15 protein-coding genes and 1 pseudogene are annotated in these 14399 nt (G+C 58.6%); 10 read left to right on the forward strand and 6 right to left on the reverse strand.

All coding sequences use genetic code 11. The features are described from left to right. Positions 1-137: 137 nt before the first annotated feature. Together RVM26_RS14835 and RVM26_RS14840 are read right to left on the reverse strand one after the other, a co-directional pair. Positions 138-1058, reverse strand: a complete 921-nt coding sequence (locus RVM26_RS14835) for a hypothetical protein (protein WP_498939453.1) — start codon at positions 1056-1058, stop codon at positions 138-140. Positions 1059-1069: 11 nt separating this feature from the next. Further along, positions 1070-1555 carry a hypothetical protein gene (locus tag RVM26_RS14840; protein WP_498939455.1) on the reverse strand — a complete coding sequence of 162 codons (486 nt, stop codon included), beginning with the start codon at positions 1553-1555 and terminating at the stop codon, positions 1070-1072. A 137-nt stretch (positions 1556-1692) separates the two neighbouring features. Between RVM26_RS14840 and RVM26_RS14845 the strand changes: the two genes are divergently transcribed. The 3 genes and pseudogenes from RVM26_RS14845 to RVM26_RS14855 all read left to right on the forward strand — a co-directional run bounded on the left by RVM26_RS14845 (position 1693) and on the right by RVM26_RS14855 (position 5369). Beyond that, positions 1693-3039 (forward strand): IS1380 family transposase, encoded by a 1347-nt coding sequence (locus RVM26_RS14845; protein ID WP_498939457.1) that lies wholly within the window; start codon positions 1693-1695, stop codon positions 3037-3039. Between the two features lie 514 nt (positions 3040-3553). Beyond that, a pseudogene (locus RVM26_RS14850) lies at positions 3554-3661 on the forward strand (integrase core domain-containing protein); the annotation flags it as partial. Positions 3662-3860: 199 nt separating this feature from the next. Beyond that, a complete protein-coding gene (locus RVM26_RS14855; protein ID WP_287807084.1) occupies positions 3861-5369 on the forward strand; it encodes a YifB family Mg chelatase-like AAA ATPase in 1509 nt (502 codons plus the stop codon). On the opposite strand, the gene RVM26_RS14860 is transcribed toward RVM26_RS14855, so the two are convergent. Beyond that, a complete protein-coding gene (locus RVM26_RS14860; RefSeq protein WP_498939459.1) occupies positions 5366-6334 on the reverse strand; it encodes an alpha/beta hydrolase in 969 nt (322 codons plus the stop codon). The genes RVM26_RS14855 and RVM26_RS14860 overlap by 4 nt on opposite strands. Positions 6335-6553: 219 nt before the next feature. Between RVM26_RS14860 and RVM26_RS14865 the strand changes: the two genes are divergently transcribed. From RVM26_RS14865 to RVM26_RS14875, 3 genes are all read left to right on the forward strand, one after another. After that, a complete protein-coding gene (locus RVM26_RS14865) occupies positions 6554-8728 on the forward strand; it encodes a malate synthase G (protein WP_498939461.1) in 2175 nt (724 codons plus the stop codon). A gap of 94 nt (positions 8729-8822) precedes the next feature. Continuing rightward, complete coding sequence (locus tag RVM26_RS14870) at positions 8823-9239, forward strand: PaaI family thioesterase (protein WP_498939462.1); 417 nt, start codon at positions 8823-8825, stop codon at positions 9237-9239. Between the two features lie 184 nt (positions 9240-9423). Continuing rightward, complete coding sequence (locus tag RVM26_RS14875; protein ID WP_498941776.1) at positions 9424-9585, forward strand: EAL domain-containing protein; 162 nt, start codon at positions 9424-9426, stop codon at positions 9583-9585. Here RVM26_RS14875 and RVM26_RS14880 read toward each other — a convergent pair. Then, on the reverse strand, positions 9572-10012 hold the full coding sequence (locus tag RVM26_RS14880) for a DUF411 domain-containing protein (protein ID WP_498939464.1): 441 nt from the start codon (positions 10010-10012) through the stop codon (positions 9572-9574). The genes RVM26_RS14875 and RVM26_RS14880 overlap by 14 nt on opposite strands. Positions 10013-10174: 162 nt before the next feature. Here RVM26_RS14880 and RVM26_RS14885 point away from each other — a divergent pair, with 162 nt between their 5' ends. Continuing rightward, on the forward strand, positions 10175-10930 hold the full coding sequence (locus RVM26_RS14885; protein ID WP_498939466.1) for a glutaredoxin: 756 nt from the start codon (positions 10175-10177) through the stop codon (positions 10928-10930). 6 nt (positions 10931-10936) lie between these two features. On the opposite strand, the gene RVM26_RS14890 is transcribed toward RVM26_RS14885, so the two are convergent. Then, a complete protein-coding gene (locus tag RVM26_RS14890; protein WP_193461324.1) occupies positions 10937-11317 on the reverse strand; it encodes a DUF423 domain-containing protein in 381 nt (126 codons plus the stop codon). A 142-nt stretch (positions 11318-11459) separates the two neighbouring features. Here RVM26_RS14890 and thiS point away from each other — a divergent pair, with 142 nt between their 5' ends. The 3 genes from thiS to trmB are packed head-to-tail and all read left to right on the forward strand — an operon-like array spanning position 11460 to position 13265. Further along, positions 11460-11681 (forward strand): sulfur carrier protein ThiS, encoded by a 222-nt coding sequence (gene thiS / locus RVM26_RS14895; RefSeq protein WP_193461325.1) that lies wholly within the window; start codon positions 11460-11462, stop codon positions 11679-11681. Positions 11682-11708: 27 nt separating this feature from the next. Continuing rightward, a complete protein-coding gene (locus tag RVM26_RS14900) occupies positions 11709-12503 on the forward strand; it encodes a thiazole synthase (protein ID WP_287807074.1) in 795 nt (264 codons plus the stop codon). Between the two features lie 12 nt (positions 12504-12515). Further along, complete coding sequence (trmB, locus tag RVM26_RS14905) at positions 12516-13265, forward strand: tRNA (guanosine(46)-N7)-methyltransferase TrmB (protein ID WP_144981413.1); 750 nt, start codon at positions 12516-12518, stop codon at positions 13263-13265. A 210-nt stretch (positions 13266-13475) separates the two neighbouring features. Here the strand turns inward: trmB and RVM26_RS14910 are convergent, their stop codons facing one another. Beyond that, positions 13476-14393: an AEC family transporter gene (locus tag RVM26_RS14910; RefSeq protein WP_287807071.1), complete on the reverse strand. Its 918-nt coding sequence runs from the start codon at positions 14391-14393 to the stop codon at positions 13476-13478. Positions 14394-14399 lie beyond the last annotated feature (6 nt).

Genomic DNA, 14399 nt, shown 5'->3' on the forward strand with positions numbered 1-14399 from the left:
ATCAACAAAACCTAACATTTATTTATCGCAACTCTACAGCACATGGCATATCCGAATCAAATACTTATTCTTCGCAAGGTTTTGCAATGTAGAGCCATTAAACACATCAAACCATGATAGGCAAATTATTAAAACCTCTATTTAGTAGTTTTAAAAGAGCTCTTTAGAAAGTCGAATAGGCTCATTGTGAAGTGTTGCTCTTTCTTTCCAACCTCACTTTTATTGAAAAATCCTTCTAGCAATCTTGCATTTAGATCATCTCTATAAGTATTTATTTTATCAAATACCACCTTTGCTAGGTCTTCGTCGGCTTGTAGCTCTGGAGTTATAGGCCTACGCAGCGAGATTTCATCAGCAGTGTGCATAACATAGTTATTTTCTCTCGGTGAATAAGATGTAAATTTGGCAACAAAATTTTCTTCCTCATTAACTGTGGATGAAAATTTATTTATCATATGCTCCATATAATCAAGATCACTACTTAGGTTGAAACCTTGACCAGGGTCTAACCTCCACCTTATAAACCCTTGATCAATACTTGTTGAGCTTAGTGTTTTTCCTGAAAGGATTCTTTCTGCAGTAGCAGCATCCTTTTCAGTAAAGCTCACCGTTTGTTTTCGGCCTTGTAAATCGTATGAATTTCCATTAAAACTAGATCTCATTGAGCCGTCGTCATATTTACGATAAAGGCCTAGATCCTTAGCAAACTGATCCACATATCGAAGATCTGTGCCTTCTTGATTTGCTAGCTCATACATTTTTGAAATAAGTGATCGATCACTTTCTGTTAAAAAATACTGGGAAAGCATACCATTATGTTCGCCATTCGTGCGAATGCTCGGCAGTACGGGCAAGTCTCCTTTGTCCGATGAGAATAATCGAGAAGCCAAAATAGCCTGACCGCTTAGAGTAACAGTGCTTTTTTCTTGTAAATTATTGTCGCCTTTTACATCAACTTCTGTGCTTTGAGTAAGGCTGGCATTTTTGCCAGCCTCATTTTTCACAGAAGTTAGTGTGGCGCTTGAGTTATAACCATTACCCACACCATAAATACTCATTTTCTCACCTTTTAGTATGTGAAATTGAAAGTCACACTATCATTACCAGCATTAGTTATCTGCCTAGGAAGTATTCCAGTAGCACTTTCTGCCCTATAAACAAGCTCAACTTTACTTCCGACATCAAAGCGTTGCCCACTAAAGGCAGTTGAGATGCCTGAAGAGTTCGGATTGACAGGCACACATCCTACTGGACTAGAAGTGTTGGGCCGAAAATAACACAGTTCAACAGTTAGGCCAATGGCATCAGGATACCATGTGGTTTGCCATTCGATATCTGTAAGAGTTTTTCTTGGCAAAGTAGTCCCCGCGGGGAAGTCGGATCTATTAGCATTTAGAAATGACTGTTTAATACCTCCGCCGCTACTAAGAACCAGCATTCTTCCTGGGTTGCTACTAGATGTAACAGAAGCTTCTGTTGATTGAGCGTAAGCGCCATTGCCCATGGTCAGAAGCAAACAACCAGCAGCTATGAACATTCCTACCTTTTTCATCATTTAGCATCCTTTCATTAATTTAAGCAATAAAATGTAATTCAATCACCTGAATCCGTGAGACCGGCCCCCGGAAGCACTTCTAACCCACTGACCTGCATGGCAATATAGCCATTATCGCCATTCACCCAGACAGTGCCATGCCCAACATAAAGTTCCGCGCCAGTCGCCGCACCCTCACCAGCCACGCCGGGCTGTCCATCATCGGGCAATGCTTCGAGATCGCTGGCGTCGACAGCATCGACAGCCGCTTCCCCACCACGCTGGGCATGCGCACCAGTGACGTGATCAAGAGCTACCTGGGCCTGCTGTGTCTGGGCATGAGCGACTATGACGCTGTCGAGAACTTCCGCCGCGACAAGCCCTTCCAACAACTGCTGACCCTGCAGAAGGTGCCGAGCGCGGCGACGCTGCGACAGCGGCTGGAGAAACTTGCCGCCAACGACCTGCAGGCGCGCACCGCCACCTGGTCCACGACCCTGCTGTCACTGATCGAAGCACCGATCACCGCCGAGACGACGCACGTCTGCCTGGACATCGACACCTTCGTCATGGACAACAGCAACTCGAAGAAGGAAGGCGTCTCGCGGACCTACCAGAAGGTCGATGGCTACACCCCGATCGCCGCCTATCTGGGCAACGAAGGGTGGTGCCTGGGTCTGGAACTGCGGCCTGGCAAGCAGCACACCATGAAGGAGAGCAACGCCTTCCTGGAGCGGGTACTGCCTCGCGCCCAATGCTTGACCAGGCAACCGATCCTGTTACGCGAGGACAGCGGCTTCGACAGCCAGGCGCACCTGGCGCTTCTCGAACAGCAACGCCAGGTCTTTGCCGACGAGGGGCGCCGGCTCGACTATGTCGTCAAATGGAACCCGCGCGGCTCGGCCACGGCTGATCGAGATACCTGGCTGGCGGTGGCGGCGGACTACTGGGAAGAGCTGCGTCCTGGCAAGCGCCAGGCGCTGTGGACGCAGACCGTCTCGATCCACGACGACAACAAGACCGAATACGTCGTCCAACGCGTGATGCGCCTGGTAGAGCGCACCGCCGATCGCGATGGCCAGTTGCTGCTCGAACCGGACTATGAGTTGGAAGGCTGGTGGACCAGCCTGGACGAGGCGCCGGAGGCGGTGATCAAGCGCTACCAGGCGCATGCCACCCATGAGCAGTTTCACAGCGAGATCAAGACCGATCTCGACCTGGAGCGCTTGCCGTCCGGCAAGTTCGCCACCAACGATCTGATCCTGCATCTCGCCCAGTTGGCCTACAACATCCTGCGCCTGATGGGACAGCTGGGCATGACCGGCGAGCTGAGCCCGGTTCGCCACCCGGCCAAGCGGCGCCGGCTGCGCACCGTGCTACAAGAGTTGGTGCACCGTGCGGCTCTCGTGATTCACAAGGCACGGCAGATCATCCTCGACTTCGGGCAGGATATCGGGCGCATGACGGTGCTCAAGACGCTGCGGAGCCGACTGCGTTATCCATGAGGAACGCCATGCTGACCGTCAATCGGCGACACTCTATCCACAAGCAGTTCCAGGCGACACGCGATCGCCAGATATGTCGTGCCTGGCGGGTGGAAAGGCATGACAAAACGGGCCGTCAGCACCGATCAGCACGGTGGGTTTTGGCAATAACGGGCTTGCGAAAGCCAACTTGCACGGGGCGAATGATCAAAAAGTGCTCGCTGGCGGTGATAGGGAAAGTGTCGGCGCCGGCTTCACGGATTCAGGAATCAGTTTTATGCTAGCTCTGATTGATATTGGCTGAGGATAGATGTACCCCTGTAAAAAATCAGAATACCTACTTTAGGTATCTAATTATTCATCCTCATGACTAACTGTATTTAGCATACAAACGCATCTGCGTCAACTAATATTGTTGATTTTGTGATGTCCCCCCCTTTTTCTTGAGAAGCACTACACTCTAGAGCCCGCTCCTATGCATAAGGAAATTGGACATGAAGGAGCGCTTCAGCGAAGAAAAGATCAACCTTAAAACCCCAATCAAAACGCCTATATCGAATCGTTTCATGAACGCTTTCAAGATGAGTGTCTGAATGAGCATTAGTACACGAACCTTTATCATACCAAGGTAGCCATTGAAACATAGCGGCTGAAAAACAATGAAGAAAGACCAAAGAAGCGTTCTTGAGAGCTGACCAGCGCATTGAACGCCCAGGGGGCACATTAACGCTTTACTCGCTGGCCACTCAGTAGCGCTCAACGCTTGAAATAAAGTAGGCTTAGCCAACGAGCAGGCCCATTAAACTGAGTGAGCCGATTGAGAGACGTTGCGAGGGAGCGCCATGACATTAGCGATTGTGGCCACGCGGGCGGGCGTGGGGTTGGAAGCACCTGCGGTGCATGTCGAAGTACATCTGGCAAATGGCTTGCCGGGCCTGACACTGGTGGGCCTGCCGGAAACCGCCGTGAAGGAGAGCCGCGAGCGGGTGCGCAGCGCCTTGATCAACGCGGGCTTCGATTTCCCCAACACCAAGCGCATTACCCTCAACCTCGCCCCGGCGGACCTGCCCAAAGAGGGTGGCCGTTTCGATTTGCCGATTGCGCTGGGCATTCTCGCGGCGTCGGGCCAAATCCCGGTGGATGCGCTGGAAGGCATGGAGTGCGCAGGCGAGCTGGCCCTGGATGGCAAGCTGCGGGCGGTACCCGGCGTGCTGCCCTTTGCCCTGGCCACTCGCCGTACCAACAAGGCGTTGATCGTGCCCCGCGCCTGCGCCGATGAAGCTGCCCTGGCGGGCGATCTACCGGTGCTGCCCGCCGACTCTCTCTGGCAAGTCGTCGCCCACCTGCTAGGCCAGGAAAAGATCCCACCCCACCAGCTCTCGGCATCGGCCAAATCGACCACGCCCATGGCCGACCTGGCCGATGTGCGCGGCCAGCACCAGGCCCGCCGGGCGCTGGAAGTGGCCGCCGCCGGGGGCCACAACTTGCTGTTTGCAGGCCCACCCGGCACCGGCAAAACCATGCTGGCCAGCCGCTTGCCCGGCATTCTGCCGCCGCTTTCCGAGGACGACGCCCTGGAGGTGGCGGCGGTGCGCTCGGTATGCGGCTTGGCGCTGGAAGCCGACTGGGGCCAGCGGCCCTTCCGCCAGCCCCACCACAGTGCCAGCGCCGCTGCGTTGGTTGGGGGCGGCTCGAAGCCCAAGCCGGGGGAAATCTCGCTGGCACACCACGGCGTGCTGTTTCTGGACGAGCTGCCGGAGTTCTCCCGCCACGTGCTGGAAGTGTTGCGTCAGCCGCTGGAGACAGGCGAAATTCACCTCTCCCGCGCCAGCCATGAGCGCCGCTACCCTGCTCAATTTCAGCTCGTTGCCGCCATGAATCCCTGCCCCTGCGGGCACCTGGGCGACCCGCGAAGCCGCTGCCAGTGCAGCGCCAGCCAGATTCAGCGCTACCAGGCGCGGCTTTCTGGCCCGCTGCTGGACCGCATCGACCTGCAGGTGGAAGTACCCGCGCTGCCACCGGAGCAGCTCACCGCACAAACCCAGGGCGAGCCCTCCAGCGCCGTGCGCGAGCGGGTGATGGCAGCTCGGGAGCGGCAAATGGCTCGGGGCGCGCTCAACAGCCAGCTCAACGGTAAAGCGCTGGAAGCCGCCTGCGCCCTCAACGATGAAGAGCGCGCCTGGCTCGCTGGCGTACTGGAAAAGCTCAAGCTCTCCGCCCGCGCCTACCACCGGGTACTGCGCGTGGCGCTGACGCTGGCCGATCTGCAGGGCGAACCCAAGCCCTCTCAGCCGCACTTTATCGAAGCCATCGGCTACCGGCAGTTGGATCGGCTATTGAAGGGAGCTTAATGCACGTTCTCGATAAAGCGATCCAGCGCTTCAAACAGCACTTCACGGATAGGATCTGCTTCGTTCACCAAGTGGTGGCGCGCCTCCGGGTGGCGGTGAATCTCGGCATTGGGAAACTTCTCCGCCAGAATGGCCAGATTCCACTCCCAATCGACCGTGAGGTCCTGCTCGCCTTGAAGAATCAAGGTGGGTAGCGGGCTGGGCTCCAGCGCCAGCAGCCGGGGCATCCAGCGGCGCATGGCGGTAATCCACGCCACGCTCAGCCGCTCAGGCTGCAACGGGTCCTGGTCACGCAGGAATTCGGTGAACTGCTCATCGGTGGAGTTGGGCCGATACTTGCGCGGTAGCTCCTTGACGAACGGGCTGGCAATCAAGTGAAGCCAGCTGGATTGGCTCCAGCGCCAGGGCCGTACCAGGGGTGCCAGCAGCACGATGCCTGCCCAGCCTGCCTCGTCTTGGCGCGTCAACGCATCCGTGGCCAGAATGGCCGCGCCGGTACTCTGCCCGACCCCCAGCCACGGCGTAGGCGCCATGCCATATACCTGCAGCGCCTCTTGCAGGTAAGTCAGGCAGTGCTGGTAGTCGTCGAAGTCTTCGATCTCGGCCCGGGGGCCGCTGGAAAGCCCGTGGCCGGGCAAATCCCACAGCACCACACGCCAGCCTTTGGCCAGCAAGCGGCCCAGCAAATGGCGATACAGCCCCAGGTGGTCGAAATAGCCGTGAATCACAAACGCCGTGCCTACCGGTGCAGGCGGGCTCCATACCTGGCACCAGAGCGTAAACCGGCCGGTATCGATGAAACCAGCGTGCACCTCATGGGTGTCGCTCAGTAAGGCCGCCAAACCGTAATGGCAGAAGTAGTCGTGCATGGCGTCCATGAGTGCCTCGCCCGGCCTCAAGAGAGAGAACGGCGAATCGCCGGATGCCTGGCGAAACAGGCCTTCCAAATGCTGGAAATTATGCATCAACGTCTCTCCGTGAACACGACACATCCATGGGCTGGCGAAACAGCGCTTGATCGCAGCGGCAGCGGGGCCACTCTCATCATTTGGTCGAGCATTTTACCGCTTTCGGGTCTACCCTGTTTACATGCCACCGCAGGTGTGGAAGTATTTTCCATAAATCACCCTTCACCCGAACCGTGGCACTAGAACAATCCACGGGCACCTTCACAGGAGATCCCCATGAGCGAGCGTATCACGCGTCACCGTTTACAGGTGGCAGCCGACCTGGACCGTTTCATCAACGAGCAGGCTCTGCCGGGCACCGGCGTCGACGAAAGCGCCTTCTGGACCGGTGTCGATGCCCTGTTCCACGATTTGACCCCCAAAAACCGCCAGCTGCTCGAAGAGCGCGACACGCTGCAAGAGAAGCTGGACGCCTGGCACCGTGAAAACCCCGGCCCGGTCAGCGACATGCCCGCCTACCGCAGCTTCCTGAAAGAAGCGGGTTACTTGGTAGACGCGCCGAATAGCGTGAAAGCCACCACGGCCAATGTTGACCGCGAAGTGGCCACGCAAGCAGGCCCACAGCTGGTGGTGCCGGTAAGCAACGCTCGCTACGCCCTGAACGCGGCCAACGCCCGCTGGGGCAGCCTGTACGATGCGCTGTACGGCACCGACGCCATCTCTGAAGAAGACGGCGCGGAAAAAGGCACCAGCTTCAACCCGAAGCGCGGCGAAAAAGTCATCGCTTACGCCCGTGGCGTGCTGGACCGTGCCGCCCCGCTGGCCACCGGTTCCCACCGGGATGCAGTGAAATACGTGATTCGCGATGGCCACCTGGTGGTCAGCCTGGAGGGCGGTCGTGAAACCGGCCTGCAAGATGCAGGCAAGCTGATCGGCTTCAACGGCGACGCTTCTGCCCCCGAGTCGATTCTGCTGGCCAACAACGGCCTGCACCTGGAAATCCAGATTGATGCCAGCCACCCCATCGGCAAGACCGACCCGGCACACGTCAAAGACGTCGTGGTTGAAGCCGCGCTGACCGCCATCATGGATTGCGAAGACTCCGTGGCAGCGGTAGACTCCGAAGACAAGGTCGGCGTGTACAGCAACTGGCTCGGCCTGATGAAGGGCGACCTGGAAGAGAACATCGAAAAAGGCGGCAAAACCTTCACCCGCAAGCTGCACGCCGACCGCACTTGGCAAACCACCGATGGCAACACCGTCACGCTGCCGGGCCGTTCGCTGATGTTCGTGCGCAACGTGGGCCACCTGATGACCACGCCTGCAGTGCTGGACGAAAACGGCAACGAGCTGCCGGAAGGCATTCTGGACGCGGTGGTGACTTCGCTGCTGGCCCTGCACGACCTGAAGAAAGACGCCGACCAGCCGCGCAACTCCCGCGCAGGCTCGGTGTATATCGTGAAGCCGAAGATGCACGGCCCTAAAGAAGTCGCCTTCGCTAACGAGCTATTTGGCCGCGTGGAAGACATTCTCGGCATGAGCCGTGACACCCTGAAAATGGGCATCATGGACGAAGAGCGTCGCACCACGGTCAACCTCAAGGCATGTATTGCCGAAGCCACCTCACGCGTAGTCTTCATCAACACCGGCTTCCTGGATCGTACCGGCGATGAGATGCACACCGCCATGGAAGCCGGCCCGATGGTTCGCAAAGGCGATATGAAGAGCGCCGCGTGGATCACTGCCTACGAGAAAAACAACGTGCAGGTCGGTTTGGCCTGTGGCCTGCGCGGCCGCGCCCAGATTGGTAAAGGCATGTGGGCCATGCCCGATTTGATGCACAGCATGCTGGAGCAGAAGATTGGCCACCCGAAGGCCGGTGCCAACACGGCGTGGGTCCCTTCCCCCACAGCGGCGACCCTGCACGCGCTACACTACCACCAAGTAAACGTGAACGACGTTCAGCGCGAGCTGGAAGCCCAGGGCGAGCCGGACTTCCTGGACGACCTGCTCACCGTGCCGGTAGCGGAAAACCCCAACTGGTCGGATGAAGAGATTCAGCAAGAGCTGGATAACAACTGCCAGGGCATTCTGGGTTACGTGGTGCGCTGGGTAGAGCACGGCGTAGGCTGCTCGAAGGTGCCGGACATTCACAACGTGGGCCTGATGGAAGACCGCGCCACGCTGCGTATCTCCAGCCAGCACATTGCCAACTGGCTGCACCATGGCATCGTCGATGCGCCACGTGTCGAGGAAACCCTCAAGCGCATGGCGAAAGTGGTCGATGAGCAGAACGCTGGCGACCCGACGTACACCGCCATGAGCGCCGACTTTGAAGGCTCTACCGCGTTCAAAGCTGCCTCCGACCTGATCTTCAAGGGCCGCGTACAGCCCTCTGGCTACACCGAACCGCTGCTGCACGAGTGGCGCCAGGTACACAAGGCCAAGTAAGCACCCGCTGAATGGCCTGCCAAGCCCCAAGGCTCGCGCCTTGGGGTTTTTTTATTTATGCTGGCTTACGTTAACGTCAAGGAGAACAACAACGATGACCGTCATGACCGTCGAGCAGATCGAGCACTTTCTGGATGAGGTCTTTCCCCAGCGAATGGGCAAGATAGAGAGCGTTGGAGAGATGTGCGCTACCATGCGCCTAAGCATTGGCCATGAGCACCTGCGCCCTGGCCCCCGCGTGTCAGGCCCCACCATGATGGGCTTTGCGGATGTAGCCCTGTACGTGGCGATACTCGCCCAAATTGGCCCCGAAGCGATGGCCGTGACCAGCGATCTGAACTGCCACTTTCTACGCGCGGCCTCCGGCGATCACGACATTATTGCCCACGCCAAGCTGATCAAGCTGGGCCGCCGCCTGGCGGTGGGCGAAGTGCAGATTTTTTCCGCCAGCGATGACACGCGCCCCGTGGTGCATGTCACTGCCAGCTATGCGCTGCCGGATAAACTCTAGGCAGCCGAACAGCGCGGTCGTTCACGCTTTAACGCGCTCAACTCACTTTGGGGAGCTGGTCGATCAGCCGATCCAGCGTCATCGGGTAGTCCCGTACGCGAATACCGGTGGCGTTAAGGAAACGCTGCACAAACCCCGCCACAGCTATCTGGCAGCCGCCACCATTATCGCCCTAGCAGAGAGCCTGGGATTAGACGTGATTGCCGAAGGCACGGAAACTGCCGACCAGTGCAGGGTGCTGGCTCGCTTAGGATGCCATGTGTATCAAGGCTACTATTTTGGCAAGCCAGCACCCGCAGTAGAGTTTACGCGACGTAACGGCGCTTCTTCGCCTACAGCGTCATAAACGGCTGGGCGTCTTGGTCGCTGAATAGGTAAACGTTGTAAGGCTCGCTTTGGGGCCCTGGCATGCCCGGTGTGCCAATCGGCATACCGGCTAAGCCGATGCCATCGACATCCGGTTGCTGTTCAAACAGTGCCTCAACCGCTTCCATCGGCACGTGTCCTTCAATCCAATAGTTGCCTATCTCAATGGTGTGGCAAGAGCCCATGCCGTAAGGCACGCCCGCCTGCTGTTTGATATCACCCAGCTCGACGTCATCAATAATGGTGACGTCTACGCCAAGTTCTTCAAGATGACGCGCGTACTCATCGCAGCAGCCGCATTGCTGGCTTTTATACAGCGTCGCCTCATCGGGCAGCGCAGCGTGGGCGGTCGCAACGCCGAACATCAAAGCACCAGAGACCAACAGCGCCGTGGCATGTCGTTTCATATCGCTCTCCTATGACAACGTCTTTTACAAAGCTTACCACCTTGGGGCTACCCACAGGTCAAGGACCAGACAACGGTCTTTCCCTCTCATTTGACCTATGGGTGGCACCGGGTTCTACGCTAAAAGGTGGACGTTGATCGTAAGACGACAAGGAGGCTGATGATGGCAGCAACGACCCACCACACCGCACAGGTGTATCGGATGAAAACCGCCGAGCACATGTGCCCGTTCGGCTTGAAGACCGTCGACCTGCTCAGGCGCAAAGGCTACGCAGTGGATGACCACACCCTCACCTCACGCGAGGAAATCGACACCTTCAAGGCGCGAGAAGATGTCGATACCACGCCGCAGGTGTATATCGATGGGGAGCGTATCGGCGGCTACGAAGAAGTGCGCGAACACTTGGGTATGAGCGTTCCCAATGCCAAAGAGACTACCTACCGCCCGGTGCTGGCCATTTTTGCCGTCGCGCTATTGATAGGCCTGGCGATGAGCTGGGCGACCCAGGGCACGCTGCTCACGGCGCGCATGCCAGAGTTTGCCGTAGCGACCGCGATGGTGCTGCTGGGCCTGCAGAAGCTGCAGGATATCGAAAGCTTCAGCACCATGTTTCTCAACTACGACCTGCTCGCCCAGCGCTACGTGCCCTATAGCTACGTTTACCCCTACGCCGAAACCGCCGCCGGGCTGTTGATGCTGGCTGGTACACTGATTTGGGTAGCCGCGCCGCTGGCGCTATTCGTCGGCACCGTGGGCGCAGTGTCGGTGTTTAAAGCGGTTTACATCGATAAGCGCGAACTCAAGTGCGCCTGCGTGGGTGGCAACAGCAACGTACCGCTCGGCTTTGTGTCGCTCACCGAAAACCTGGTGATGATCGGCATGGGCCTGTGGATGCCGCTGCGTATGCTACTGGGCTAGCGTCGATTAAGAGCGGCTTAGCAGCGCCGTGACGCCCAGGGCCAGCCAACCGGCCATCAGCAGCAGTCCGCCGATCGGCGTCACGATACCTACGCTCAACCCGGCCAGCGCCATCAGGTAGAGCGAACCGGCAAAGGCCAGTACACCTAACGCCCATAAGGCGAGTACGACCTGCTGACCGGGGAGCGGACGTTGGCTGCGCCAAGCAAGCACCGCCAGCATGGCCAGCGTGTGCCACGCTTGGTAGCGCACGCCGGTTTCTACGATATCCACCATGGCAGCGCTGGTGCGTGCCGCCAACCCGTGGGCGGCGTAAGCCCCCAGCATCACCATGGTTGCCCCTAAAAGCGCCACCACACACCACCACAGCTTGTCGATTCGCTGCACGCCCTACTCCTTTTCACCTATGTTGGCGGCGCATCGCCACCCCGTTAATCATTGAGATATTCACCCCGCTGCATACCTTGCACGGGTCGAAACCGCTACAATAGAGGCCGTTTTGCCTCATCCACCAGGGTGCTTACTGTTTATGTCTACCCCCAATGAGTCGATACAGCTTACGCTCAATGGCGAAGCCTACGCCATTGCCCCAGGCCTGAGCGCCGCTGACCTGGTCGCCCAACTGGGCTTGAGCGGGCGGCGGATCGCTGTCGAAATCAACGAACAGATTGTGCCCAAGAGCCAACTGGCCGCGACCCCGCTGGCCGCAGGCGACCAGATCGAAGTGGTCCACGCCATTGGCGGCGGCTAGCTGCCGGTGCTTTTTCAAGGAATCGCTATGACGCAACTGACCGACACACCGTTCACCATTGCCGGACGTGATTTTAGCTCCCGCCTGTTAGTGGGTACCGGCAAGTACAAAGACTTTACCGAAACCGGTGCTGCGATTGCCCAGAGCGGTGCCGAAATCGTCACCTTTGCCGTGCGCCGTACCAACCTTGGCCAAGATGCCGATGCGCCGAACCTGCTCGACGTCATCTCGCCCAAGCAGTACACCCTGCTGCCCAATACCGCTGGCTGCTACAACGCGAAAGATGCCGTGCGCACCTGCCGCTTGGCCCGCGAACTGCTGGATGGCCACAACCTCGTCAAGCTGGAAGTGCTCGGCGATGACCATACGCTCTACCCCAACGTGGTCGAGACGCTAAAAGCGGCCGAGACACTGCTGGCTGATGGTTTCGACGTGATGGTGTACACCAGCGATGACCCGATTGTGGCACGCGAGCTGGAAGCCATGGGCTGCTGCGCCATCATGCCGCTGGGCTCGCTGATTGGCTCGGGCCACGGCATTCAGAACCCGCACAACGTGCGCCTGATCGTCGAGCAGAGCAAGGTCCCCGTATTGGTAGATGCCGGCATCGGGACGGCCTCGGATGCCGCCATGGCCATGGAGCTAGGATGCGACGGGGTACTACTGAATACCGCGATTGCCCACGCACGCGACCCGCTGCGCATGGCCAACGCCATGAAGCTCGCCGTCGAGGCTGGCCGCGATGCGTTCTTGGCAGGCCGCATGCCGCGCCGCCAAAGCGCCGACCCCTCTTCGCCATTTGCTGGCCGAATCAACGGCTGATACAGAGACATCATGACCGACACCAACGACACTGTGCCGAACGGCAACACCACTGGCCCCGAAAGTGCCGACGCACCGCTGCACCGTCGCGGCATCAAAAGCTACGTGATCCGTGCCGGGCGCATGACCCAGGCCCAGCAGCGCGGGCTTGAAGAAGTATGGCCACGCCTGGGCTTGACCATTGCCGATGGCCGCCAGGATCTGGATGCCCTGTTTGGCCGCCAAGCCCCCCGCGTGGTGGAAATCGGCTTTGGCATGGGTAATTCGCTGATCGAGCAGGCCGAAACCCACCCGGATACCGACTTTATCGGTATCGAAGTACACGCCCCCGGGGTGGGCAAACTGCTGGACGAGGTCGACAAACGCGGCCTGACCAACCTGCGGGTTTACCGCGAAGACGCCCTGGCCGTGCTGGAGCAGTGCCTGCCCGAAGGCTCGTTGACGACCCTGCAGCTCTTCTTCCCCGACCCATGGCCGAAGAAGAAACACCACAAGCGGCGCATCGTCCAGCCAGCCTTCGTGGAGCTCATTCGCACGCGCCTCATGCCCGGCGGCACCTTCCATATGGCCACCGACTGGGAAGCCTATGCCGAATGGATGGCCGAGGTGATGGAGGCGGCCCCTGGCTATGCCAACACCGCCGATCAAGACACGGCCCCCTATGTACCGCGCCCGGAATTCCGCCCGCTCACCAAGTTCGAAGCGCGCGGCGAGAAGCTCGGTCACGGCGTATGGGACTTGATCTACCGCCGGGAAGCCTGACGTCCGGTCTCTGCCGCAACTGACCCACCAAAAAAGAAAGCCGCTCCAATGGAGCGGCAAAAGACCGTGACTAGCAATGAGAGGGAGAAACCATGACAGGAAACTGGCGGTTTCTGTCTTGGCCTGTGGCGTCTCATCAAACGCCACACCCATAATGTAATAGTTCTCATTTAATCCGTCAACTCAAATGCTAATGGTTTTTATTTATTTTTATCCCCCCACCCATTGCAGCCACATCGGCAGCGTCAGCATCGCCAATAGCGTCTGTCCAGTGATGATCGCCGCCATGAGCTCGGCATCGCCGCCCAGCTGTCGCGCCAAGATATAGGCCGATGTAGCCGTGGGCAGCGCCGCAAAGAGCAGCGCCACGTCTCGGCTGACGGGGTCCAGCCTCAACGCCCAGGCCAACACCAGCACCAATACAGGCATCAATACCAGCTTGATGGTATTGGTGGCCAGCACACCGCGGTCGAAGCGCAGCAACGCACGCGGGCGCAGCGCCACCCCGACAGCCACCAGTCCCAGCGGCAAGGCAGCGCCCCCCAGCAGCGAGACGGTGTCTTCGCTCCAGCCGGGCAGGCCGATGCCGCTCACGTTCAAGGCAATCCCCAGCAGACAGCCCAGAATCAGCGGATTCTTGATCAGCGCCAGGGCGCTTTTGCCCACGCTGGCACTGCCCAGGGTGCCCGCAGCCACAAAGCTGGCGACGCACATCACGTTGACGATAGGCACCATCAGCGCCACGGCCACGGCAGCCGTCGTGGCTCCCAGGCTGCCATGCAGCGCGGCGGCACCCGCGACACCCACGTAGGTATTGAAACGGACGGCCCCCTGGAAAACGGACGTGAACGCCGCTGGCTCCAGTGCCAACCAGCCCCGAAAATGCCAGAGCGCCATACCGAACAGGGCCATCGCGCCCAGCAGCACCAGCGCCAGCCGCCCGACAGGAACCTGACTGACGTCCGCGGTAGCCAACGTGCCCACCAGCATGGCGGGGAACAGCACAAAGTAGATCAAGCGCTCCATCTGTACCCAGAACTCACTGCTGGGCCAGTGGCGGTTGCCTAGTAGAACGCCCAGCAGAATCAGTAGAAACAGGGGGCCAAGCGCGCCCGTAATACTCTCCATTTGTTT

Source organism: Halomonas sp. KM072 (assembly GCF_050710315.1).
Lineage (GTDB): Bacteria > Pseudomonadota > Gammaproteobacteria > Pseudomonadales > Halomonadaceae > Vreelandella > Vreelandella hamiltonii.